This is a genomic window from Roseococcus sp. GW821-FHT12F05 (genome assembly GCF_058806835.1).
The window spans coordinates 157792-181480 of sequence record NZ_JBXAQB010000003.1 but is presented as its reverse complement, the minus strand read 5'-3'; the positions used below and the strand labels follow the sequence as shown (position 1 = coordinate 181480).

25 protein-coding genes are annotated in these 23689 nt (G+C 71.3%); 13 read left to right on the top strand and 12 right to left on the bottom strand.

The features are described 5' to 3' along the window. Positions 1-6 precede the first annotated feature (6 nt). Positions 7-414 carry a VOC family protein gene (locus AC1ROY_RS09295; protein ID WP_493148517.1) on the top strand — a complete coding sequence of 136 codons (408 nt, stop codon included), beginning with the start codon at positions 7-9 and terminating at the stop codon, positions 412-414. On the opposite strand, the gene AC1ROY_RS09290 is transcribed toward AC1ROY_RS09295, so the two are convergent. Further along, positions 415-1392, bottom strand: coding sequence for a Bug family tripartite tricarboxylate transporter substrate binding protein (locus tag AC1ROY_RS09290; RefSeq protein ID WP_493148516.1), 978 nt, complete (start codon positions 1390-1392; stop codon positions 415-417). It abuts the gene before it with no gap. A gap of 153 nt (positions 1393-1545) precedes the next feature. On the opposite strand from AC1ROY_RS09290, the gene AC1ROY_RS09285 reads away from it, so the two are divergent. Together AC1ROY_RS09285 and AC1ROY_RS09280 are read left to right on the top strand one after the other, a co-directional pair. Next, positions 1546-2817: a serine hydrolase domain-containing protein gene (locus tag AC1ROY_RS09285; protein WP_493148515.1), complete on the top strand. Its 1272-nt coding sequence runs from the start codon at positions 1546-1548 to the stop codon at positions 2815-2817. A 61-nt stretch (positions 2818-2878) separates the two neighbouring features. Next, positions 2879-3781, top strand: coding sequence for an HpcH/HpaI aldolase/citrate lyase family protein (locus AC1ROY_RS09280; protein ID WP_493148514.1), 903 nt, complete (start codon positions 2879-2881; stop codon positions 3779-3781). Between the two features lie 49 nt (positions 3782-3830). Here AC1ROY_RS09280 and AC1ROY_RS09275 read toward each other — a convergent pair whose 3' ends face one another. From AC1ROY_RS09275 to AC1ROY_RS09265, 3 genes are read right to left on the bottom strand one after another with little or no spacing between them, the layout of a single operon-like run. Further along, complete coding sequence (locus tag AC1ROY_RS09275) at positions 3831-4202, bottom strand: S8 family serine peptidase (RefSeq protein ID WP_493149016.1); 372 nt, start codon at positions 4200-4202, stop codon at positions 3831-3833. Beyond that, a complete protein-coding gene (locus AC1ROY_RS09270; protein ID WP_493148513.1) occupies positions 4126-5076 on the bottom strand; it encodes a hypothetical protein in 951 nt (316 codons plus the stop codon). The genes AC1ROY_RS09275 and AC1ROY_RS09270 overlap by 77 nt, the downstream gene beginning before the upstream one ends. Positions 5077-5130: 54 nt before the next feature. Then, complete coding sequence (locus AC1ROY_RS09265) at positions 5131-5589, bottom strand: hypothetical protein (protein WP_493148512.1); 459 nt, start codon at positions 5587-5589, stop codon at positions 5131-5133. Between the two features lie 175 nt (positions 5590-5764). Between AC1ROY_RS09265 and AC1ROY_RS09260 the strand changes: the two genes are divergently transcribed. After that, positions 5765-7816, top strand: a complete 2052-nt coding sequence (locus tag AC1ROY_RS09260) for an AfsR/SARP family transcriptional regulator (protein WP_493148511.1) — start codon at positions 5765-5767, stop codon at positions 7814-7816. Positions 7817-7834: 18 nt separating this feature from the next. Here the strand turns inward: AC1ROY_RS09260 and AC1ROY_RS09255 are convergent, their stop codons facing one another. From AC1ROY_RS09255 to AC1ROY_RS09240, 4 genes are all read right to left on the bottom strand, one after another. Then, positions 7835-8269 (bottom strand): hypothetical protein, encoded by a 435-nt coding sequence (locus AC1ROY_RS09255; RefSeq protein ID WP_493148510.1) that lies wholly within the window; start codon positions 8267-8269, stop codon positions 7835-7837. A 35-nt stretch (positions 8270-8304) separates the two neighbouring features. Continuing rightward, on the bottom strand, positions 8305-9993 hold the full coding sequence (locus AC1ROY_RS09250) for a peroxidase family protein (protein WP_493148509.1): 1689 nt from the start codon (positions 9991-9993) through the stop codon (positions 8305-8307). Between the two features lie 248 nt (positions 9994-10241). Then, positions 10242-11234 carry a Bug family tripartite tricarboxylate transporter substrate binding protein gene (locus AC1ROY_RS09245; protein ID WP_493148508.1) on the bottom strand — a complete coding sequence of 331 codons (993 nt, stop codon included), beginning with the start codon at positions 11232-11234 and terminating at the stop codon, positions 10242-10244. A 62-nt stretch (positions 11235-11296) separates the two neighbouring features. Next, the gene (locus tag AC1ROY_RS09240) at positions 11297-12289 is read right to left on the bottom strand and encodes a Gfo/Idh/MocA family protein (RefSeq protein ID WP_493148507.1); all 993 of its coding nucleotides are present in this window, start codon (positions 12287-12289) and stop codon (positions 11297-11299) included. A 166-nt stretch (positions 12290-12455) separates the two neighbouring features. Here AC1ROY_RS09240 and AC1ROY_RS09235 point away from each other — a divergent pair, with 166 nt between their 5' ends. From AC1ROY_RS09235 to AC1ROY_RS09195, 9 genes are read left to right on the top strand one after another with little or no spacing between them, the layout of a single operon-like run. Further along, complete coding sequence (locus AC1ROY_RS09235; RefSeq protein WP_493148506.1) at positions 12456-12965, top strand: FAS1-like dehydratase domain-containing protein; 510 nt, start codon at positions 12456-12458, stop codon at positions 12963-12965. Between the two features lie 8 nt (positions 12966-12973). Further along, positions 12974-15313, top strand: coding sequence for a CaiB/BaiF CoA-transferase family protein (locus AC1ROY_RS09230; protein WP_493148505.1), 2340 nt, complete (start codon positions 12974-12976; stop codon positions 15311-15313). Positions 15314-15326: 13 nt separating this feature from the next. Then, positions 15327-15782 carry a MaoC family dehydratase gene (locus AC1ROY_RS09225; protein WP_493148504.1) on the top strand — a complete coding sequence of 152 codons (456 nt, stop codon included), beginning with the start codon at positions 15327-15329 and terminating at the stop codon, positions 15780-15782. Between the two features lie 14 nt (positions 15783-15796). After that, positions 15797-16270: an FAS1-like dehydratase domain-containing protein gene (locus AC1ROY_RS09220; protein ID WP_493148503.1), complete on the top strand. Its 474-nt coding sequence runs from the start codon at positions 15797-15799 to the stop codon at positions 16268-16270. After that, the gene (locus AC1ROY_RS09215; RefSeq protein WP_493148502.1) at positions 16267-16797 is read left to right on the top strand and encodes an FAS1-like dehydratase domain-containing protein; all 531 of its coding nucleotides are present in this window, start codon (positions 16267-16269) and stop codon (positions 16795-16797) included. Before AC1ROY_RS09220 ends, AC1ROY_RS09215 begins: the two co-directional genes overlap by 4 nt. Continuing rightward, positions 16794-17288, top strand: a complete 495-nt coding sequence (locus AC1ROY_RS09210) for a hotdog family protein (RefSeq protein WP_493148501.1) — start codon at positions 16794-16796, stop codon at positions 17286-17288. The genes AC1ROY_RS09215 and AC1ROY_RS09210 overlap by 4 nt, the downstream gene beginning before the upstream one ends. Positions 17289-17292: 4 nt before the next feature. Then, complete coding sequence (locus AC1ROY_RS09205; RefSeq protein WP_493148500.1) at positions 17293-18237, top strand: hydroxymethylglutaryl-CoA lyase; 945 nt, start codon at positions 17293-17295, stop codon at positions 18235-18237. Beyond that, positions 18234-19409, top strand: a complete 1176-nt coding sequence (locus tag AC1ROY_RS09200) for a CaiB/BaiF CoA transferase family protein (protein ID WP_493148499.1) — start codon at positions 18234-18236, stop codon at positions 19407-19409. Before AC1ROY_RS09205 ends, AC1ROY_RS09200 begins: the two co-directional genes overlap by 4 nt. A gap of 29 nt (positions 19410-19438) precedes the next feature. Further along, entirely contained in the window at positions 19439-20416 is a 978-nt protein-coding gene (locus AC1ROY_RS09195) for a Bug family tripartite tricarboxylate transporter substrate binding protein (protein ID WP_493148498.1), read from the top strand. A gap of 20 nt (positions 20417-20436) precedes the next feature. Here AC1ROY_RS09195 and AC1ROY_RS09190 read toward each other — a convergent pair whose 3' ends face one another. From AC1ROY_RS09190 to AC1ROY_RS09175, 4 genes are all read right to left on the bottom strand, one after another. Next, on the bottom strand, positions 20437-21210 hold the full coding sequence (locus AC1ROY_RS09190) for a GntR family transcriptional regulator (protein WP_493148497.1): 774 nt from the start codon (positions 21208-21210) through the stop codon (positions 20437-20439). 108 nt (positions 21211-21318) lie between these two features. Then, complete coding sequence (locus AC1ROY_RS09185; RefSeq protein ID WP_493148496.1) at positions 21319-21906, bottom strand: hypothetical protein; 588 nt, start codon at positions 21904-21906, stop codon at positions 21319-21321. Continuing rightward, positions 21903-22691, bottom strand: a complete 789-nt coding sequence (locus AC1ROY_RS09180) for an alpha/beta fold hydrolase (RefSeq protein ID WP_493148495.1) — start codon at positions 22689-22691, stop codon at positions 21903-21905. Before AC1ROY_RS09180 ends, AC1ROY_RS09185 begins: the two co-directional genes overlap by 4 nt. Beyond that, positions 22688-23461 carry an alpha/beta fold hydrolase gene (locus AC1ROY_RS09175; protein ID WP_493148494.1) on the bottom strand — a complete coding sequence of 258 codons (774 nt, stop codon included), beginning with the start codon at positions 23459-23461 and terminating at the stop codon, positions 22688-22690. Before AC1ROY_RS09175 ends, AC1ROY_RS09180 begins: the two co-directional genes overlap by 4 nt. Positions 23462-23689: the final 228 nt, after the last annotated feature.

Sequence of the window (23689 nt, the reverse complement as noted above, 5' to 3'; positions counted from 1 at the left end):
CGTGCCATGCCGCTGGAAGGCCTGAACCACTACACCATCCGCCCCGTGGACCTCGCGAAGACGCGCGACTTCTACGTGAACGTGCTGGGGCTCGAGGAGGGCTACCGCCCGCCGCTCGGCTTCGAGGGCCATTGGCTCTATTGCGGCGGGGCGCCGACCGTCCACCTGATCGGCCCGCGCCCGCAGCGCGAGCAGGGCTGGCCCGAGCGCGTCGTCGGCCCGACCGGGCTGCTGGACCACATCGCCTTCTCCTGCACCGGCCTCGCCGAGATGCGCGATCGGCTGGAGAAGAGCGGGTTCAAGTATGAGGAGCGCGTGATCCCGCGCGACCGGCAGACGCAGATCTTCCTCTACGATCCGGATGGGATGGCGGTGGAGCTGAACTATCCGCCCTCGGAAACCGCCCCCGCGTAGCTATTCCTGCGCGATCCCGGCGCGCGCGATGAGGTCACGCCAGGCCGGGACCTCGCGGGCGACGCGGCTGGCCAGGGCCTCCGGCCCGTCGGGCCGCACCACGAAGCCGGCGTTGCGCAGGCGCGCGCGGGTCTCGGCATCGCCCATCACCGCGGTGGCCTCGCGCGCCAGCCGCTCCACGATCGCGGCGGGCGTGCCGGCCGGCGCATGGAGGCTGAGGATGGTCTCCGTCACGAAATCCGCGAAGCCGAGCTCGCGCATGGTCGGCACCCCCGGCAGGTCGAACCAGCGCTCGGGGCCGGTCAGCGCCAGGGCGCGCAGCGCGCCGGCCTTGATCTGCGCATGCGAGGAGGCGAGCGCAGTCGCGCCGATCTCGGTGTTGCCGGCGAGCAGCGCCTGCACGCAGAGCGCCGCGCTGCTGTGCGCCACCTGCACGAGGGAAAATTCGCGCAGGATGGCGAGGCGCTCGCCCGCGAGATGCGGCGTGGAGCCCGAGCCCGGATTGGCGAAGTGCATCCCGCCCGACGTGGCCTTTGCCCGCGTGATGAGGTCGTCGAGGCTGCGGATGGGCGATGCCGCGCCGGCGAGAAAGACGTCGGGCGAGGCGGCGAGCTCGGTGATGCCGGCGAAGTCGCGGATCGGGTCGTAGCCGGGGTTGCGGAACAGGCTCGCATTCACGACGAAGCCGCTGGACGGCACGAGCAGCGTGTAGCCGTCCGGCGCGGCGCGGGCGGCCGCGACTGTGCCGATATTGCCGCCGGCGCCGCCGCGGTTCTCGATCACCACCGGCTGGCCCAGCGCGGGCGAGAGGCCGTTGGCGAGGATGCGCGCCACCACGTCGGTGGGCCCGCCCGGGCCAAAGGGCACGATGATCCGCAGGGGCCGGCTGGGCCAGGCCTGCGCGCGGGCCGGGGCGGCGATCAGGGCCGGCAGCGCAAGCAGCGGCCGGCGCGCGAGGCCGGCGCGTGGTGATGTCATCCCCGTTTTCTCCCCGTCTTTCGGAAACGGTGCGGCGCGCGGGAGCACCGGGTCAAGCGCGTTTCGTTCGGCACCGCATTGAACCTTGCCCGGAGAGGGCTAAGCTGACCGGCGAGGCCGGCGCCCAAGCCAGCCCATGGGAGAGACCGGTCCATGAAGAAGCTCCTGCTGGCCACGCTGGCCCTGCTTGCCCTGCCCGCCGCACCGCCGGTCATGACGTCCGCCCGGGCGGCCGATCCCCTGCCCCGCGCGGCGCCGGAGACCCTCGGCTTCTCGGCCGAGCGGCTCAACCGGATCCGCACCACGATGGAGGCCGACATCGCGCGCGGCCAGCTGCCCGGCGCGGTCGTCGCCGTCGCGCGGCGCGGCCAGCTCGCCTATTACGAGGCCTTCGGCAGCCTCGACGGCGCGCGCACGCGGCCCATGCCGCTCGACGCCATCTTCCCCATCGCCAGCATGACCAAGCCGCTGACCGGCGTGACGCTGCTGACGCTGCTGGAGGAGGGCCGCCTCTCCATCGGCGATCCGATCACGCGCTTCTTCCCGGCGCTCGGGAACCGCCGCGTCGCCGTGGACGGCAACCCGGAGAACACCGTGCCGGCCGCCCGGCCGATCACGCTGATCGACCTCGCGCGCCACACCTCGGGCATCACCTATGGCGGACGCGGCACGACGGCGCTGCACCGGCAGTACCCGGCCTCCTCCGGCTCGGCCTCGCGCGAGTACGACACGAACGGCCTCATCGCGAAGCTCGCCACGCTGCCGCTGCTGCACCAGCCCGGCACGGTCTGGGACTACAGCCTCTCGATCGACGTGCTGGGCGCGGTGGTCGAGCAGCTCACCGAGCAGCGGCTGGGCGAGGCGATGCAGCAGCGCATCTTCCGGCCGCTCGGCATGGCGGATACGGGCTTCGTGGTCTCGGAGGCGCAGCGCGCCCGCTACGCGACGCCGCTGCCGGTCGATCCCATCACGCGGCAGCCGCAATCGGTGGAGGTGGGGCTGACGCGGCCGCGCTTCGACTGCGGCGGCGGCTGCGCCGTCTCCACGGCGGGCGACTACATCCGCTTCGCCCAGATGCTGCTGAACGGCGGCACGCTGGACGGCCAGCGCATCCTCTCCCGCGCGAGCGTCGCGGAGATGACGCGCGACCATATGTTTCCGGGAATCCGCAACGACCTCACCAACACCGAGGGCAACATGGTGAACTGGGGCTTCGGCCTCACCGTCGCCGTGCGGCGCGAGGGCGGCAGCGCCCTGCTCGGCAATCCCGGCATGTTCAGCTGGAACGGCGCCTACGGCACCGCGATGTGGGTCGATCCGCGCGAGCAGCTGGCCGTGGTCTTCATGGCGGCGACGCCGGGCCTGCTGCGGCAGTACAACCGCCGGGTGATCAACGCGCTGGTCTATCAGGCGATCACCGATTGAGGCTCTTCGCGCCGGACGGGATCGGGGACAGCATGGGCCAGGACTCGCCAAGGACCTTATCATGACCCTCCCTTCCCATCCCGTCTGGCGCTCCGGCCTCTTCGTGCCGGTGAATGTCGAGCGCTTCCTCGCCAAGGCCTCGTCGCGCGGCGCCGACGTCATCCAGCTCGACCTCGAGGACAGCATCGCGCCGGCCGACAAGGCCGAGGCGCGCAAGGCCGTTCCCGCGGCCGTGGAGCGCATCCGCCGGGAGGGCGTCTCGGACATCCTGGTGCGCATCAACCAGCCGCTGGAGCTCGCGGTGCGCGACATCGAGGCGGCGGTGCTGCCGGGCGTCCACGGCTTCATGATCACCAAGGCCCAGGGGCCCGACCACCTGCGCCTGCTGGACGAGCTGGTCTCCCGGCTGGAGTCGCAGCGCGGCATCCCCGACCGCTCGATCCGCTTCACGGTGCTGATCGAGGGGCCGGGGCCGCTGGCGAACGCGCAGGAGATCGCGCGCGCCACGCCGCGCAACCTCGCCTTGTCGCTCGGCGCCGAGGACTATGCGACCGAGATGGGCGGCGAACCCACCGCCGAGACGCTGCTGCTGCCGAAGCAGCAGGTGCTCCAGGCCGCGCGCACGCATGGGCTGATGCCGATGGGCACGATCGGCACCGTCGCCGATTATTCCGACCTCGTGGAGTACGAGCGCATCGTGCGGCTCTCCGCCTCCTACGGCTTCGTCGGCGCCTCGGCGATCCATCCGGCGCAGGTGCCGGTGCTGAACAAGGGCTTCAGCCCTTCGCCGGAGGCGGTGGCGAAGGCGGAAAGGATCGTGACGCTGGACAAGGAGGCCGCGGCCGCCAATCGCGGCTCCTGGTCGCTGGACGGCAAGATGATCGACATCCCCATCGTCCAGCGGGCGCAGGCGCTGCTGGCGCGGGCGCGGGCGATCGCCGAGCGGGCGAAGCGCGCCGGCTGAGCACCGCCGGAAGCCGCGGAATCATGCCAGCCGGGCTGGCTCCGGCCGCTCACGGCAGGGCCAGGGCCGCCTCCACGGTGCGCAGCACGTTCAGCCGGCCGAAGCCGGCATGGTCGTTGCGGCCATTCTCATAGGGAAAGGGGCCTATCCGGTCGGCCGTGGCGCAGAGCAGGCGCCGCCCCTCCGCCTCGGACAGGCCCGGCCGCGCCGGGAGCACCAGGGCGCAGGCGCCCGCGACCAGCGGCGTTGCCGAGGACGTGCGGTTGAATCCCGACGTATAGGCGCCGGGGCCGAAGCCGCCCTTCCGTAGGACATGGCTGGTGTCTCCTGCTGGTGGACGCCGCCTATTGCGCGGCCTTGCCGACGGCCTGGATCTGCGTGTCGACGGCCGAGAGGGCGGAGAAGGCCGCGCCCCAGCGATCGAACGGCTTGTTCGTGAGATCCGCGCCGCAGACCGGATGCATCGCGAGGGTGCCGTCCTCCGGAAGCGGGTAAAGCTGCACCCGCTCGGGATCCGCCGCGGTCATCGCCGCGGAGATCAGATCGCCCGCGTCGCCCCGGCGCCGCACGGTCAGGCGCAGGGAGAGGCAGGTGGGCACGGGCCAGAAGCCGGCGGAGCGGCCTTCCCGGCCGTTGATCAGCGCCGCGAATTCCGCCCGCGTGATGCTGCCGTCGGGCGCGGGCGGCCCACCTTCGCGCGAGAGGCTCCAGGTGAAGCAGTCGCGCCCGCCGGGAACCGGGCGCGGCGCCCCGTTCAGCAGCTCGGGGCCGGTCACGTCCACGAAGAACTCGGGCAGTTCCTCCCGGGCGCAGGCGCCGCGGCCGGGCGCGGCGCCGGCGCCCAGCGGGCCGACGGCGGCGACCCTTGCGACCATCGCGATCACGCCGCCGATCTGGCCGATGCGCGTCGCCGTCTCGTCGGTGAAGGTGTTGCCCACGCTGATCGGCACCACGCTGTTCTCGGTGGTGCGGATCGCCAGCACGTTCCGCGACAGGAAATCCTGGTAGGGCCCGGCGCGGAACCGCAGCGCGCTGGCCGTCGGCACCACGGTCACCCGGTAGCCGGGCGCGGCCGGCTGGGCATTTCCCTCGGGCCGCACCCGGCTGACGGCGATGCGGCTGTTCGGCAGGGCCAGGGGAATCGTGCGCCGCTCGGCCGCGGCGACCGCCGCCGCGGGCGTGGACGCGGATCCCGGCGGCTCGAAGACGACGGCGGCGCTTCCGCAGGCCGCCAGCCCCATCAGCGACATCAGGCTGGTCCGCCGCATCGCCCGTCCGCTCGCGAGTCCCTGCATGGTCTCTCTCCTGCTGCGCCCCGTCGTGGCAGGCGCATCATCGCGGGAGCGGCATCATTCCAGCGTCAGGCCTTCGTGATCCGGGCCGGACCAGTCGCCGATCCAGGGGCGCTGGCTGGCGTGGATCCGCCAGGCCGGCCCGCCGGCGAGCCGTCCGGAGGCGAGGAGGCGCAGCTCCGGCATGGAGCCGCGGATATGCGCATGCCCGGTCGTGGCGCACCACGTGCCGGCGAATCGGATATGCGGGATGGGCTCGCCGAGCAGGCGGAAGAGGAGCCCTGGGCGCCCCGGGCGCGGCGCGACGTGCCGCCCCAGGAGGGTCATGCGCGGGACCAGCCGGGGCCGCGCCGCTTCGCTGCTGTCGGCCCCGACGACGCCCACCGCCAGGATCAGCCCGGCAGGGCCGAGCCGGGACACGACGAACCACACGTCATCCATCCGGTCAGGCTCCGCCTCGCCGGAAACGAGGGTCAGCCGGCCGCGCATGGCCACCACGAAGCCGTCAGGGGGCATGGATCGGCGCTCGATACATGCGGCTTGATTTACTTCGCGGCGTGAACACGCTTCGCTCGACGGAAGACGGCCCCGGGATCACGACGGGGGTTTCCTTATGCTGACAGGGCAACCTATATTTCGAGGAGGCAGCCTGTATTTCCGAGCAGAGGGCCCTTCGGTGTTTGGAGGTGGCATGACGGGGGCGACGACAGCAACCGAAGCACTCAGCCGTGTCGCGCTGGTCCCTGCCGCCATCGATCTCACGCTCTTCGGTTCGATCCGCGTCATGCAGGGCCCGGAGGAGCTGCGTCTGCGGCACCGCAAGGCCCGTGCGGTGCTCGGCTGCGTCGCCCTCGCCGATGGACAGGAGGTGACGCGCGAGCGGCTTGCGGGGCTGCTCTGGAGCGAGGCCTCCGAGGAGAAGGCGCGGGCCTCCCTCCGCCAGGTCGTCTATGAGCTGCGCGAGGCGCTGCCGCCCGGCACCCTGCGCTCCGAGCGGCTTTCCATCTCGCTGATGCCCGGCGTCGTGGAGCACGACCTCGGGCGGATCCTGGCATCCCTCTCGAAAGGCCGGATCGAGCCGAGCCTGCTGAACACCGTCGGCATCGTCGACCAGCTGTTCGACGGCCTCGACGACCTCGACCCCGCCTTCACCGCCTGGGTGCGGTCCCGCCGGAATGCCCTGCAGGAGAGGCTGATCTCCGGCCTCGAGGCGATGCTGTCCGACTCGGACCGGTCGCTCGGCCGCGACGCCGCGCGCGCGCTCCTCAACATCGACCAGACCCACGAGGAAGCCTGCCGCCACGTGATGCTGACGGCGGCCCGTGACGGCGACGTCGCGGGCGCGCTGCGCGCCTACGAGGCCCTGTGGAACGTCCTGGGCGACGACTTCGACATGGAGCCCTCGCCCGCGACGCAGAAGCTCGTCGCGGACATCAAGTCGGGCGAAATCGCGCCCGCCCCTTCGGCCCGGCCGTTGCCCGCGGTGAACGGAGCGGCCCATGCCGCGCCCGCGGCGGCCGCGCGCATGGCGCTGATGGTCGAGAACTTCGTGGCGCATGGCGTGCCGGAGGACCGCGTCTATCTGGTGAACGGCTTCCGGCACGACCTGATCGCCTGCCTCGTGCGGTTCCGCGAATGGTTCGTGCTGGACGGCGGCGCGCCCCCGCCCTCCTCCATCGTCTCCGGCCGGATCTCGAGCCGCTACACCGTCAGCGCCGTGGCCTATCAGGGCGGCGAAGGGATCAGCCTCGTCCTGACGCTGCGCGAGGCCGAGAGCGGATTGGTCGTCTGGGGCGAGCGTTCCGACCTCGACCTCGCGACCTGGTTCGACACGCAGCGGGAGCTGGTCCGAAGCATCGCGACCTCGCTGAAGGGCCAGGTCTCGGCGGCGCGGCTGGCGAGCCTGCCGCTCCAGAAGGAGGTGGTGATGGCCGCGCACGACCGCTGGCTGCTCGGGCAGTCGGTGATGCGTGGCTTCCGGGGCGACCGCTATGCGCGCGCGCGCCAGCTCTTCGAGGAATCCATCGCCGCGGATCCCTCCTTCTCGCCCGCCTACAGCAGCCTCGCGCAGTCCCACAACGGCGGGCACATCGCCAATCCAGGCTCGTGGCGCAGCCGCGCGACGGAGGCCAGGGCCCTCGAGCTCGCCCGCAAGGCCGTGCAGCTCGACCCCATGGATTCCCGTGCCCATCTGGTGCTGGGCTGGTCGCTGGCCATGTCCGGAGAGGGGAGCATGGCCGCTCCGCACATGCGCCGGGCCACGCAGCTCAACCCGAACGACAGCTGGACGCTGATCTCCTCGGCGCTGTTCCATGCCTTCTCGGGCCAGCATGGCGAGGCGCGGCGGCTGGCAGACGAGGCGCTGGAGATGACGCTGGTCGTCTCGCCGACCCTGTGGGGCTACCAGGTGGTGGTGGCCTATCTGCGCGGCGACGACGAGGCGACCCTCGCGGCCTGCGACCGCGCGCAGGACGTGATCCGCACGCTGCCCGCCTGGCGCGCGGCGGCGCTGCACAATCTCGGCGATGCGGCGGGCGCGCGGCGCAGCGCGGCGCGCTTCTTCGAGCTGGTGCGTGCCGCCTGGGTCGGTCCCGGGCCGGCCACGGAAGCGGAGATGGGGCGGTGGCTGCTGCACCAGTATCCCTTCACCAGTCAGGTCCATTGGGAGCGCCTGCGCCGCGGTGTCAGCGGCGCAGGGATTCCCGCGGATGGCGTCACGTTCGGGCAGTGGCAGCAGGCCTGAACGCCCCTCCATCCGCGCCTATTCGCAATGGGCGATGGTGTAGTCGCCGATGCGGCGGGCCTGGAGCAGCATCTTCTGCTCCGGGGTCGCGTCCGGCTGCGTGCCCTCGATCGGATTCTCGTTGTAGAAATCCGGCACCGAGTAGGTCGTGCCGGGCTCGCTGAGCCGCTCCTCCTTGGCCTTGATGAGGGCGGCCGGCGGAATGCGCAGGACCATTTCGTTCGGCCCATAGCGCACGAGGGTCAGCTTCGTGATGTTGGCCGGGATATTGGCCCCCGCGCCGAGGAGCTGCAGGAGATCCCGGAGCTCCTGGATGGTGGTCGGCTCGGGATACAGCGTGCCGTTGAAGTATTTCTTGTCCCCGGTGGACCAGCTTTTCACGAGCCGGCCGAGGATGTCGTAGTTGTCGAGGGTCATCGTCTCCAGGGGCGGAGGGGTATAATTATCGGTCATGCAAATCTCCTCGTGGTGGTGGGTGATGGGTGGAATCAAAGAAAGGCAGGCGTCGCCTCGTTCAGGCCGCGCGCGTCGGCGACCCAGCGGATGAGCGCGCCCATGGTCGCGTCCTTCGGAAGGCTCGCGCCGCCGAGCGGGACGCCGAGCGCCCCGGCCAGCGCCAGGAGCGCCTCGTCCAGCGGAGGGCCCGGTCCGGCGCCGGGCGGCTCCCCCGGCAGCGGGTCCCCGAGCAGGGCGCCGAAGAAGGTTTCCGCCAGCAGGATGGAGCCGAGGGGACCCAGGCGCCTGCCGCGGCCCACATGCTCGGCCTCGAACTGGATGTAGAACGGAAGCGGCGGGTCCTTGGCGAGATCGGCGATCTCCTGCTGCGTGAAGGGATCGCCGGTCATGCTGTGCCGGGCCAGCCAGTCCGTCAGCGCGGCCTCCCGCGCTGCCGGCTGGGCCAGGTCGCAGCCGGCGAAGGGATCGTTCCAGCCCCTGCCGGCCGCCTGGCTGGCGATCTCGTCGTGAAGGGCCGCGACGGACCAGAGGGGCGACGCCGCGGCGCTGGCCAGGTCCTGCATCGCCAGCCCGTGACCCGGCGCCGGGCCTGAGAACAGGTCGCTGCTCATCAGCGCCTGGATGTAGCGGGGGCGGATGAGCAGGCTGATATTGGCGGGCGCCTTCGACGTGACGTCCTCGAAGAAGTGGCTCCAGCGGATGATCCAGTCCGTGCCCAGCGGCATCTCCGCGGGGCGGCGAGCGCTGGTCTGCAGCATCGCGTTCCGGAGCTTGGGCTCGTTCGTGTCGGTGACGCGGTAGGCCGGGCGGATCATGGTGTGGGCGAAGCGCATCGCGCCATGCGAGAACTCCAGGGGCACCGAGCCTCCGGGGCGCTCCGGATCCCCGTCGAGAAGGTCGTTCTCTCCCGCCGTGGCGTAGTGCTGGAAGACCGGCTCGTGGAGCAGCCGCTTCAGCAGGTCGTCCCGCAGGATGCGGCGATAGATCAGCGTGGTCGCGGAGCGCGCCCAGATGAAATGGGCTTCCCGCGCGTGATCCGCCGGGCCGGTGCCCAGCGGGCTGCGGGCCAGGTCGACCATGGAGTTGTGCACCATGTGCCAGAGCACCGTCATCTGCGCGAGGATCGCATGGTCCTCGTTGCGCGGGTCGCAGATGAGCGGGTCGATAAGCCCGGGCACGCCCTCGCCCTTCGGCCCGGCGACGCGCGCGATGTCGCGCACGGGCGTGGGCGAGGCGGCGACCGGCCCGGGCCTCATCTCGCCCAGGCGCAGCTTGGTGCGCGTCACGTCCCGGGGATCGTCCGGCGCATAGGCGTGCGGCGTGCCGAAGGGGCCGAGGCCGTAAAGCGTGTCCAGCCGCAGCTGCGCGGTGCGGGCGTTGCGCGCGGCCACGCGCCCCGGCGTGACCTGCCAGAACGGCGTGGGCGTGTGCACGCAGTCATGCGCGGCGAGCTGCAGCAGATAGGTGAAGCCGGAAGGAAGGTTCGGATTCTGCTCCGAGACGACATCGATGCTGCTCGGATTCATCGCGCGAGCGAGGCGCCAGAGGGTCTCGTCCGGCATACGCCGGGAAAGCTGGCCCGGCTGGGGCGTCCCCAGGATGTTGCGGTAGCCGTACAGCTCCAGCGCCTGCCCCGGCTGCTGCGGCTGCGCCATCGGGTTCGCCGTCCGGCCGGTGACGGGGCACGCCGCCCAGATATTGCCGCCATGCGAAACCGCCATGCTGGTCCGACCTCCCCTGCCAACGAGGTTGAACCATCGCGTGCGTCAAGCCATCGTCAATCCGCTTGGCGGGCCGTCCATGCGCCCTCCATGCGTGTGATGCATGGACGCTCGCCCCGGTGGAAGCGCTCACGGGCCGCGCTTCGTCATCTCCAGGGAGGACTATCCGGCGGGGCGAGGCACCGTGCAGGGCCTCTCCCGGGAAGGGACTCCGAGAGCCGGAGGTCCCGGCCTGCCGGGCGCCGGTCTCAACGCGCCGCCGCCGGGGTGCTCAGCAGGCCTTCCCAGCGCTCCACCTCGCCCGCGACGAAGCGCGCGCTTTCGTCCGGGCTCGTCGCCGGGATGCGGTCCGTGCCGAACTCGGCGAAGCGGGACCGCAGCTCGGGCGTGGCGAGCGCCCGCAGGATCGCCGCATGCAGCGCATCCCGCAGGTCGGGCGGCGTGGCCGAGGGGGCGAAGATGCCCATCCAGACGCTCGTGGAGGCCGGCACGCCGGCTTCCCGCAGCGTTGGCAGCTCCGGCGCGGAGGGGCTGCGCTCCGCGGAGCTGACGGCGATGGCCCGTGCCTGGCCGCCGCGCACGGTGAGCAGCGCGGTGGAGCTCGCGTCGAACAGCATGGCGATGCGCCCGGCGTAGAGGTCGAGTGTCGCCGGCGCGCCGCCGCGATAGGGCACCTCGTTCAGGTTGACCTGGGCGGCGCGCAGGAACATCAGCGCCGTCAGGCCGTTGACGCCGCCCGTGCCCGTGCTGCCGTAGTCGTAGCGTCCGGGGTTGGCGCGGATCAGCGCGAGGAACTCCTGCAGGTTCGTCGCCGGCACGCTGTTCGCGATCATCATGATCATCGGCGCCTCGCTGACGATGGTCACGGGCGACAGCGCCTGCGTGTAGTCGAGGCCCGGATTGGGAGCGATCACCCGCAGCACCGAATAGCCGTTGTTCGTGAAGAGGATCGTGTGCGCGTCGGGGGCGGAGCGCGCCACGACCTCCGCGCCGATGCCGCCGCCGGCGCCCGCGCGGTTCTCGACCAGCACGGCGTAGGGCAGCTGTCCCGTCATGGTCTGCGCCAAAGCGCGCGCCACCACGTCGGTGCCGCCGCCGGGAGCATAGGGCACGATCAGGCGGATCGGCCGCTGCGGCCATTCGGCGGCATCGGCGGGAAGGGCCGCGAGGCCCAGCACGGCGGCGAGCAGGGCGCCCCATCGGCGGCGCGCAAGCGGTATCGTGGAGATCTTCTTGGTCATTCTTGTTTCCTCCCTCGAACACGTGATGGTCGGCGGTCAGTTGCGGCGCGACGGCACTCCGGTCATGCGGGCGCGCCCAGTTTCCGGCCGCCCAGCGCGTAGGCGGCCTCGGTGAGGCGCATCACCGGCAGCATGGCGCCGAGATCAGCGAGCGGCGCGGCGCCGCGGCGCGCGCGCGCCAGCACGTCGGCGACGAAGGGCGCGTATTGGCCGACATTGGTGGTGTGCGTGCGGATGGTGCGGCGCGTGCCGTCATTGGCGGTCAGCTCCACCGTCTCCGGGTCGGGCGCGACCAGGTAGTGGCGCGGCGTGCGCAGCGCAAAGTGCAGGTCGAAATTGCTGGTGGGCGCGGGGTAGAGGTAGCCCGTCTCGACCTGCGCCAATGCGCCGCCCGGGCCGGCGAAGACGATGCTGGCGTAGTCCTCCACGTCATGGCCCCAGGCGGCGTTGGAGAAGCTGGCCGCGACCGGGCGCGCCGCCTCGCCCCAGAGGGCGTGCACGATGTCCACGAAGTGCACGCCGAGATTGAGCATGCAGCCGCCGCCGGCCAGCACGGGGTCCAGGTTCCAGGCGCAGCCGGCATCGAGGTAGCGCTGCGCGAAGCCGGCGATGAAGCGGAAGGACATGTGCTGCACGCCGCCGTCCCCGGCGGCGAGCTCCTGGATCATCGGGAAGAAGTCGCCGTTGCGCAGCACCAGCGGAACCGCGGCGAAAGTGCCGCGCGATGCCGCCCGCGCGGCGATACGTTCGACCTGTGAGGTGTCGACACCGCAGGGCTTTTCCACCGCGAAGGGGATGCCCTCGTCGATGAGGAACTCGGCCTCCTCGGGCATGTCGGCGTGGCGGCCGAGGGCGAAGACGAAATCGGGACGGTGGCGGCGGCAGAGCTCGCGGAAATCGCCGTCGGCGGGGCAGCCGAAACGCTGGCCGAGCGCCGCCGCTCTATCAGGGTCGGGGTCGGCCATGCCCGCGAGCGTGACGCCGGGCAGCGCCAGCGCGGGCTCCAGATAGAGCGGCAAATGCCAGTGCGACGCGCCGATGAACGCGATCCGCATGCCGTCGAACCTCCCGTGGCCGCTTCGGCGGCCTTGGGAGGTTTATGGGGCAGGTCAGCGAATCTGTCGACACATCTATTGCAATGACGGCTCCTCATCGACATTCTTTCGATGAAATTGCCTTAAGTGTGGACACTCAAGGGCCACCTGGCAGGAGGAAGACGGCATGGATCTCGTCACCGACGCAGCGCGCGCGCTGATCGGCGCGCGCTCGGACTGGGTGGAGGCCACCCACCCGGTCGAGCCGAGCGAGTTGCGCCGCTTCGTCCACGCCACCATGGACACTCATCCACGCTTCCGGCCGGACGCCGAAGGTGGCGCCGTCGCTCCCCTCGCCTTCCCCGTGCACGCCTATCGCCGCCCGGCCTCCGACCCCGTCGATCCGCTCGAGGGCCGCGGCGATCCGGAGTTCGACGGCGAGACGCGCGTGCTGCGCCCGCATCTGCCGCGCATGCCCATCCCGCTCTCGGGCGTGCTGAACGGCGGCTACGAGTACGAGTTCCTCAGCCATGCCCGCGTGGGCGAGAGCATCTGGTGCCGCAGCACCTATCGCGACGTGCGTCAGCGGCAGGGACGCAGCGGGCCGATGGTGATCGTGACCATCGACGACGAATTCGCCGCGGGCGAGGAGCGGCGGCCGCTGCTGCGCTCGACCACGAACCTCATCATCCGCTGAGCGATCGGGTGGACGCGGCCCCTCCCTCACCTACTCTGGCGCCGCTCGCCGGGCTGCGCGTGCTGGAGCTCGGCTCGGACGTCTCGCTGGCCTTCGCTGCGCGGCTGCTGGCGGATCTCGGCGCGGAGGTGCTGCGGCCGGAGCCCGCTGCCGGCGACACGCTGCGCCAGGCGCCGCCGCTGCTGGAAGAGGGCGGCAGCGCGCTCTTCGCCTATCTCAACCACGGCAAGACATGCGTGGACGCCGAGGAGCACCGCATCGCCACCCTGGCGCGCGAGGCCGATCTCGTGCTCTGGGCGCCGGAGAGCGAGGCGGAATACGCCCACCTCCTGCCCGCGCGCGACGATCCCGCGCGGCGGCCCACCTTGGTGCTCAGTCCGCATGGGCTGACTGGTCCACGCGCTGGCACGCCCGGCACCGCCTTCACCGCGCAGCATGGCGGCGGCTTCGCCTATCACCAGGCCTGCCCGGTCAGCGATCCGGAAGCGGCGCCGCCCCTCGGCTGTCCCGATCGCGAGGCGGCCATGCTGGTCGGGCTGATCGCCGCCAATGCCGCGATGACGGCGGTGATGGAGGTCGGCGACGGCCTCGCGCCGTATCTCGACCTGTCTGCCGAGGACGTCTTCGCCTGGATGCTGGTGGACGCGCTGGCGGAGCTGCATGACGGCGTGCTGCCGCCGGGCCGCAGGCGCGCGGCGGGACGCGAGATCACCATCGCCGGCGGGCTGGTCTGGCTGCTGCCGTGCGCGGATGGAAGCATCATGGTCTCGCCGCGCGAGGACCACCAATGGACGCGCTGGGTCGAGCTGATGGGCCAGCCGGGCTGGGCGGACGACGCCGCGCTCTGCGGCACCCGCGCGGTGCGGACCGCGAATGCCGCCGAGCTGGGCCGGCGCATGTCGGAATGGTCGATCGGCGAGACAGCGCGCGACATCGCCATGCGGGCCCAGGCCGCGCGCGTGGCGTGCTTCCCGGTGAGCACCGCGCAGGATCTCGTCGCCAATCCGCAGCTCGCGGCGCGGCGCTTCTTCCGGCCGCTGGGCGATCTGCCCGTGCCAGGCCTGCCCTTCGCCATGACGGACAGCGCCGGCTTCGCCCTGCCGCGCGGCGAGCCGGTGACGGTGCCGCAGGCGATACGCGCAGGCGGCTTCGTGTCCCGCCCCACGGCCCCGCATCTGGCCGGCGCGCGGCCGCGCCTGCCGCTCGCCGGCATTCGCGTGGTGGATTTCTCCTGGGTCGTGGCCGGTCCGATGGCGACCAAGATGCTCGGCGCGCTGGGCGCCGAGATCATCAAGATCGAATCCACTGTGCGTCCCGAATTCGCCCATCGCAGCGGCTGGTTCGCTGTCGTGAACAACAACAAGCGCTCCTGCACCGTGGACATCACCACGGAAGAGGGACAGCGGCTGATCCGCGGCCTCGTGGCGAAGAGCGACGTGGTCGTGGAGAATTTTTCCTCCCGCGTGCTGCGGAGCAACGGGCTCGCCTATGACGATCTCGCGCAAGTCCGGCCCGATTTGATCTACGTCTCCGCCTCGGGCCTCGGCCGCGAGGGACCGGAGCGCGACCTGCTCGCCTATGGCTCCCTGCTGCAGGCCTATAGCGGCCGCGTCGGGCTGATCGGCCGGGCCAATGCGAAGCTCGAGGCCATGGGCATCATGCCCGCCTGGACCGATCCGGTGACCTCGCTCTGGGAGTCCTTCGCGATCCTGGCCGCGCTGCGGCATCGCGCGGCGACGGGGCGCGGGGCGTATCTCGACCTCTCCATGCTGGAATCCACCGTGGCGCTGCTGCCGGATGCGCTGCTGCATGCAGGGCTCGGCCGCGCGGTGCCGCGGCATGGCTGCGTAGAGGATCTGTCCGGCGCGCCCTCAGGCCTGTTCCGCTGCGCGGGCGAGGATGACTGGCTCGCGCTCTCCGTGCCGGATGACGCGACCTGGGCGCGGCTGCGCGACGTCCTCGGCTGGGCGGAATCGAGCGCCCTTGCGACCGTCGAAGGACGGCTCGCGGCTTCCGCCGAACTGGGCGATGGCATCGCGGCCTGGTGCCGCACGCAGGACGGCGCCACCACCGAGGCCGCGCTGCGCGCGCGCGGCGTGCCGGCCGCGAGATCGCGCGGCATCTATGAGCTCGTTGGCGACCCGCATCTCACCGCGCGCGGAATCTTTCGGCAGGTGGAGGGCGGCGCCTGGAGCATTGCCCTGCCCTGGACCGACGCCGGGGGCTGGCGCGGCCTGCTGGCTCCCATGCCCGGGCTCGGCGCGCACAACGACTACGTCTTCGGCGAATTGCTCGGCCTGCCTTCCGCACGAAGGGCCGAGCTCGCCGAGGCCGGGGCCATTCGATGAGAGGACACACAGCATGCTGAACGTCGAGACGGTCGAGCCCGTGCGGCGCACTTTCGAGGATTTCGCCGAAGGCCAGGACCTGCCGGTCGTCACCCACGGCCCGATGATGGTCGGCCACCAGGTGCGCTGGGCCGGCGCCTGCGACAACTACGAATCCGAGTTCCACCACGACGAATACGTGGCCAAGGCGCAGGGCCTGCCCGGCATCATCCTCTCCGGCCCGCTGATGGCCTCCTACCTGCTGACGGCGGTCGTGCAGTGGATGGGTCGCGACGCGCGACTGATCAAATTCCACGACCAGAACCGCGGCTCCACCATGCCGCGCGACATGGCTTACCTGCACGGCCGCGTGAAGCGGAAATACGAGGAGGGCGGAAAGGCCTTCCTCGATCTCGAATGCCGCGTCGAGAACCAGCGCGGCGAGGTCACCACGCCCGGCTCGGCCGTGGTCGAGCTGCCGCGGCGCTGACGGAGGAGATCCCCATGTCCGACACCATCACCGAAGTCAGCGACGCCGAGGCCGCGGCCTATCTGCAATCCCTGATCGGCCCGATCGGCGAGGAGGTGCAGACCCTCGTCGAGCTCGGCGCCGTGCGGCGCATGGCGCTCTGCGTCGGCGACCTCGATCCGATCCATTTCGACGAGGCTGCGGCGAAGGCGCGCGGCTATCGCGGCGTCGTCGCGCCCTGGCCGCTGCTCTGGCTCTACTTCTTCACCTGCTCGATCTACGAGCACGACTTCCCCTTCGGGAAGGCCACCGTGCACGGCCAGGACGACTACGACTTTTTCGAACCCATGATCGTCGGCGACGTCCTCACCATCCGCACCGCGATGGTCGATGCGAAGCTCAAGCACGGCAAGGTCGGGAGGCTCGGCCAGGTGGTGTCGGAGCGGCGCTTCACCAATCAGAGGGGGGAGCTCTGCGCGGTGCTGCGCACCACCCTGTTCCGCCGGTGAGCGAGACCATCCCCGACTACATCACGCCCGAGGTGCGCGCGATCATCGGCGCCGAGGCGCCGCCGATCACCGCGCGCCATGCGGTCGAATCCTCCGAGGTCCGGCGCTTCCACCAGGCGCTGATCGACAACGCGCCGCGTTTCTGGGACCCGGAGGCGTCGCAGCGCTATGGCGGCCCGGTCGCGCCGATGGGCTTTCCCGTGCACATCACCCGCCGCACCGAGGAGCAGCCCGATCCGCTGGAGATGATGGATCAGCCGGACTACGACGGCGTGGACCGCGCGCTGCGCCCGGGCCTGCCGCCGGTGGAGGTGCCGCTCAAGCGGCTGATGAACGGCGGCTACGAGTACGAGCTGTTCCGTTATGCCCGGCCCGGCGAGCAGATCGTGCTCAAGAGCCGCTATGCCGACATCTACCAGCGCAACGGCCGCACGGGACCGATCGTCTTCGTCGTGATCGAGGACAGCTACGAGACCGGCGCCGGCGAGAAGCTGCTGCGCTCCACCAACACGATCATCCTGCGATGAGGGCCGAGACGATGGGCGCTGTTTTCGACGATATCGAAGTGGGTCAGGCGATCCCGAGCGTGGTGAAGGGGCCGATGACGACGGCGCATATCGTGCGCTGGTCGGCCGCCATGGAGAACTGGCACCGCATCCACTACGACTGGAAGTACGCCACCGAGCATGACGGCCTGCCCGACGTCATGGTGAACGGCAGCTGGAAGCAGCACGTCATGATCCAGCTTCTCGCGGACTGGGCGGGCGACACCGGCTGGGCCTGGAAGGTCGCCTTCCAATTCCGTGGGATGAACGTCCCCGGCGACACGCTGACCGCCTGGGGCAAGGTCACGGGCAAGGAGCGGCGGGGCCAGTTCGGCGTCGTGGATCTCGAGATCGGCATGCTCGACCAGAGGGGCCAGGAGGGCACGCCCGGCACGGCGCGCGTGGTGCTGCCGCTGCGCGGCGGGCCGCCGGTCCCCTACCCCTTCGATCCCGCCGTGCTCGACGCGGCCTGACGCGATGCTGCCGAGGACCGCCCATCTGATGGAGGTCGGGCCGCGCGACGGCCTCCAGATCGAGCCGACGCTGCTCGGCGTGGAGCAGAAGCTGGAGCTGCTCGACGCCATCGCCGCGGCCGGTGTGCGCGAGATCGAGGTGGGCTCCTTCGTGAACCCGAAGGCCGTTCCGCCGATGGCGAACACCGAGGAGGTCTTCCAGCGGATGACGCGCCATCCCGGCGTGACCTATCGCGGCTTGTGGCTCAACCCGCGCGGCCTCGATCGCGCGGTGGCTCTGGGCAATGTGGACCTCGACGGGCGGCTGCAGCTCACCGCGAGCGAGGTTTTCGTCAAGCGCAACACCAACCGCAGCATCGACGACACCTTCGCCGACATCCCCGACTGGATCGCGCGCTACCGCGCCGCCGGCGTGGCGCCGGACTGCCTGGGCGTGATGGCGGCCTTCGGCTGCAACTTCGAGGGCGACGTGCCGGTCGATCGCGTCATCGGCCTGATCGCGCGCGCGGAGGATATGCTCGTCGCGGCGGGCTCCTCGCTCCAGCATGTCAGCCTCGCCGACACCATGGGCTGGGCCACGCCCGACCGTATCCGCGGCATGATCTCGGCGGTGCGCGAGCGCTGGCCGGACCTCGCGATCAAGCTGCACCTGCACGATACGCGCGGCACCGCCATGGCCAATGCCGTGGCCGCGCTGGAGCTCGGCGTGCGGGAGTTCGACGGCTCGATCGGCGGGCTCGGCGGCTGCCCCTTCGCCGGCCACAAGGGCGCCGCGGGCAATATCTGCACCGAGGACCTGGCCTATCTCTGCGAGGAGATGGGCATCGACACCGGCATCGACCTGCCCGCGCTGATCCGCGCAGCTGTCATGGCCGAGGAGATGCTGGGCCACCCGCTGCCCGGCAAGGTGATGAAGGGCGGCCTGCTGCCGCGGAAATCAGTGGCATGAGCGGGCACTCGCCCCTCGCGCGCTACCGCGTGCTGGACCTGACGCGGGTGCGCGCGGGGCCGACGGCGGTGAAGCAGCTCTCGGACTGGGGCGCCGTGGTCACCAAGGTCGAGGGCCCGGCCGAGGACGACATGACCGGCTCGCGCGACGGCTCGGATTTTCAAAACTTGCACCGCAACAAGCGGTCCATCGTGCTGGACCTGAAGTCGCCCGCCGGCGTGGCCGTGCTCAAGCGGTTGGCCGCAAGCGCCGACGTGCTGGTCGAGAACTACCGCCCCGACGTGAAGCACCGCCTCGGCATCGATTACGAGGCGATGCGCGCGGTGAATCCGCGGCTCGTCTATGCTTCCATCTCCGGCTTCGGCGAGGAGGGCCCCTACAGCACGCGGCCCGGCTTCGACCTGATCGCGCAGGCGATGGGCGGCATGATGTCGGTGACGGGCCTGCCGGGCCACGGCCCGCTGCGCGCCGGCATCCCGCTCGCGGACCTCTCCTCCGGGCTCTTCGCCGCCATCGGCATCCTGGTCGCGCTGCTCGACCGCGAGGCGACGGGCGAGGGCCAGTGGGTGAAGACCTCGCTGCTGCAGGCGCAGATCGCGATGCTCGACTTCCAGGCGACGGCCTGGCTGATGGACGGCAAGGTCTACCGGCAGACCGGCAACGACCACCCCTACACCACGCCCATGGGCGTCTATCCCGCCAGCGACGGCGAGATCCTCATCGGCGCCTCGGGCCAGGGCCAGTACCGCAAGCTCTGCGAGGCCATCCAGGCACCCGGGCTGATCGCCGATCCCCGCTTCGCCGATCCCGATGCCCGGCTCGCCAACCGGCCCGCCTTCAACGAGGCGCTGGGCGCGGTGACGCGGAAAAGGCCCGTGGCGGAATGGGTGGAGCGGCTGAACGCGGCGGGGATCGCCTGCGGGCCGATCAACGCCATCGACCAGGTCTTCGCCGATCCGCAGGTGCGGCAATCCGGCATCGTGCAGTCCGTGGCCCATCCGCGGCTCGGCGAGATCCAGCTGCTGGGCGCGCCCCTCACCCTCTCGGCGAGCGAGGCGCGCATCGCGACGTCAGCGCCCGAGAAGGGCGAGCACACCGACGCAACGCTGATGGAGGCCGGCTTCGCCGCCAGCGAGATCGCGACACTGAGGAAGGACGGCATCGTGGCCTAGCGCCGTCCACAACACACAGGGAGGCAACAATGAAAAACATCCACAGGCGCGGGGCCCTCGGCCTCGCGCTCGCAACGCCGTTCCTCGCACGAGGGGCGAGCGCGCAAACCGACTGGCCCTCACGCCCGATCCGCCTCGTCTCCCCCTTCACCGCGGGCGGTGGCGGCGACAGCTCCGCCCGCCCGCTGGCGGCACGGATGACGGAGACGCTCGGCCAAAGCGTCCTCGTGGAGAACCGCACCGGCGGCAATGCGGTGGTGGCGGCGAGCTCCGTGCTGCAGGCCCCGCGCGACGGCTATTCCTACCTGGTCGACGCGATGAACCAGCTCACCAACCCGCTGCTGCTGCGCGATCTGCCCTTCGACTACGCCACTTCCTTCGTGCCGATCACCATGACCGCCCGCTTTCCCCAGGTGGTCGCGGTACGTCAGGATTTCCCCGCACGCACGATCCACGAGTTCATCGACTATGTGCGGGCGCGGCCGGGCACCGTCTCCTGCGGCACGCCGCCGGCCGCGGGCTCGGGGCATCTGGCGCTGGCGCTGCTGGAGCTGCGCGCGGGGCTCCGCTTCATCCACGCGCCCTATCGGGGCGGCGCCGATGCGGCGCGCGACATCGCCGGCGGGCAGATCGACAGCATGATCCTCACCAGCTCGACGGCCCGCGTGCCGATCCAGGGCGGACGCGCCCGGGCGCTGGCCATGACGAGCAGCGAGCGCAGCCCCGCCTATCCCGGCATCCCCACCCTGGCCGAGAGCGGCTTTCCGGGATTCGACATGGACGACTGGAACGGCATGTTCGCCGCCGAGGGCGCGCCCGCCGCCTGCGTCCCGCGCATGCAGGCCGCCGTCGCCGAGGCCTGCCGCGACGAGGTCGTGCAGGCGCGCATGGCGCCGCTGGGCACGGTGCTGGTCGGCAACAGCACCGCTGATTTCACCGCCTGGCTCGCCCGCCAGCGCGAGGTCGTGACCCAGGTCGTCCGCGACGCGCACATCACTCTCGGCTGAGATTTGTTTTGTCGCGGGATTCAGACCTGCGGCGCCTTTGCGCCTTCGGTCATCCCGCTCTCGGCCTCCAGCATGTCGTCGAGCAGGCGATGGGCGCCGAGCACGACGGCCGACGCCATGGCCGAGGCGAGCTGGGTGTCGCGCTCCTCCAGCGCGGTGACCAGCCGCGAATGGTCGGCGATGGAGCGCCGGACGCGCTCCGGCTGGGCCAGCGTCAGGCGCCGGAAGCGCAGGCTGCGCAGGACCAGCGAGTTCAGCAGCCGGATCACCGTCCGGTCGCCGGAGAGCTCCGTGAAGCGCTCGTGCAGGAGCACGTTGCCCCAGTAGTAGCCGTTGCGGTCGCCGGAAGCGGCCGCCTGCTCCATGCCGGTGACGATGGCGCGCAGCTCGGCGATCTCCTCGTCCGTGGCGCGCTCGCAGACCTCGGTGGCGACCAGGCCGAGCAGGGTGGCGCGGGCCTGGTAGATCTCGCGGATCTCGTCGCGGCCGTGGTCGGCGACGCGCGGGCGGCGGCGCGGCGGGATCTCGACCAGCCCCTCCTTCTCCAGCGTCACCAGCGCCTCGCGGACGGGGGTGCGGCTGGTGTTGAAGCGGCGCGCGAGGTCCACCGAGTTGAGGTCGCTCCGGGGCGGCAGGACGCCGTCGAGAATCTCGGCGCCGATGGTGCAGGCGATGTCGATGACGAGCGAGGGATGCTCCTCGCCGCGCGCCAGCACGCGGCGGATGATCGCGTCGAAGCGCTCGACATTCGATCCGGTCGGAACGGGCCCGCCGGCCTGCGGTCCCGCGTTCACGCGGTGCCGAACGGCGAAGGATCCGGCCCAGCGATTCGCATCCCGCTCGTCTCCGTGAGGTGATGACCGATCTCTAATCGAGATGCGCCGCCGCGGCCAAATCCCCCGTCAGAAGGCGGCGTAGGAGCCCACGAGGTCCAGCGCGTCGGCCGCGGCCCCGAAGGCACCGAGGTCCACATGATCCGGCAGGGGCGCGCGCGCCTCGACGAAGCCGAGCACCTCCGTGCCGGTGTCATGCACGAGGACGCGCACCTGCCTCACCTCCGGCCGGCCCTCGTAGGAGGCGCGCATGCCCGCGATCACGGCCTCGATCCCATCCTTCCCGAGGCCGCGGAAGCGCAGCACCTGGATGCGGGCGGCGCGGCCGGTGACGGCCTGGCCGGGATAGACCTGCTCGCCGGCGAAGCGCTGGACGCGGGCGCGCGCGGTCACGCGCTTGGTCCAGGGGCTGGAGTTCTCGTGCGCGACGCGCAGGTATTCGGGCGAATCCATCACCGAGGCGTGGTCGAGGTCGTACATCGCGAGGTAGCGCGGCACGCCGCCGGCCGCGTGCATGTAGCGCAGCCCCGTCAGCACGCCGGGGACGGAGAGGCGCTCGGGGATGTGCTCGCTGTCGTACCAGGCGTTGAACTCCTCCTCGAAGGCCGGCGGCGGGTGCATGAAGACGAGCAGGAAGCCCTTGTTGGCCATGGTCATGGATCTCCCGGGAGGGCGGCGATGAAGCGGCAGACACGCGCGGCGAAGTCCGCCGGGCGCTGGTAGGGGAGGAAATGCGCACCCTCGGCGTCGAGCTCGATATCAGCGAGGCCGGGTGGCATGAGGCGCTGAAACTCCGTGGCCAGCGCGGGCGGCAGCAGCAGGTCGTGCACGGCGGGCACCAGCAGCGTGGGGCAGCGGAGGCGGGCGAGGTCGTCGCGGACATCGGCGGTGGCGAAGCCATCGACAGCATCGGCATAGGCGGCCGCGTCCTGCGCGGCGAAGGCGGCGAGGTAGCTGATGTAGCGGGCATCGCGCGGCTGCGCCTCGAAGGGCCGCTCCACCGCGCCGGGCAGGATGGCCTTCATGCCGCCGGCGCGCACGGCTTCGGCGCGGGCGTGGAGCATGCCGCGCGCGGCCTCCGAGGTCGCCGGGGTCGGGTTAGACAGGATCAGCGCGGCGACGCGATCCGGGTGCCGCGCCGCATAGGCGGCGGCGACCATGGTGCCGACCGCGCAGGAGATCGGCAGAAGGCGCGCAATGCCGAGAGATGTCCGAAGCGCCTCCAGGTCGGCGACGTGCCGGTCGATGCCGGGCGGGCCGTCGCCGCGCGGCGAGGCGCCGGCCGAGCGCAGGTCCACGGCAAGGCAGGCGAAGTCCGGCTCCCAGCCGGGCAGGCAGGCGTCCCAGAAGTCCAGCGCGGCGCCCATGGGGTGGATCAGCAGGAGGGCCGGCGCCTCGCTGATGGGGCGTCCGCTCAGGCGGTGATGCAGCAGCCCGCTCACCCGTCGCGCCGCAGAAGGAAGCCGGCCACCGCCCCGGTATAGGCCGCCTCGCACTCGATCTGCATCATGTGCGGGGCGCCGGGCAGGATGGTGAAGCGTGCGCCGGGGATGGCGCGGGCGACGGTCGCTTCCGAGACGGCGGAAGGCGTCGCCGCGTCCGCCTCGCCCGCGATCACCAGGGTCGGCACCTTGAGGCCGCCCAGATGCGGCGTGGCGTCGAGGCCCGCGATGGCGTGCCAGCCGGCCGACCATCCCGCCACGTCGTCGGCGAGCAGCCTTTTGCGCACGCGCTCCACGGCGGCGTCCGGCAGGAAATCCGGGGTGAACCAGCGCGTGAGGGTCGGCTCCAGGATGGCCTGCATGCCCTCCCGCTCGGCCGTCAGGCCGCGCTCGCGCAGGATGGGGCGGATCTCCCCGGCGAAGGTGCCGCCGCAGCCGCAGGGGACCAGCGCGGAGATCAGATCCGGATGCCGGATCGCCACCATCTGCGCGACCATGCCGCCGAAGGAGAGGCCCACCACCTCCGCCGGCCCCTTATCGATCTCGCGGATCGCGGCGGCGACGTCGTCGGCATAGGCCTCGATCGGGCGCGGGCGTGCCACGGCAGGCGAGGCGCCGTGGCCGGCAAGGTCCAGGCTGAGCACACGCCGCCGGGCGGCGAGTGTGGCGGGCAGGCCGCCCCAGAAGCTGCCGTCCAGCCCGACCGGATGCAGCAGCACGGTGAGCGGCCCCGCCCCCTCGCTGCGGCCGTGCAGGCGCAGCGGACTCATCGGCCGGGCATCCCGTGCTCCGTCATGGCATTTTCCCCTCTGTCGACAGTTAGGCGGTTCAGGGCTTGGACTGTCAATCGGCGGAAGACTTGAGGACGATCACTTTTCACCTTTGGCGGAATCGACACGGCCCAGGGCCTGCCCTAGCCTTCCCGCGATGAGTGTCGACACATAATCGGCAACGCCACGGGGAGAAATATCCTGAACCAGCCCGCATCCGCCGAGCCC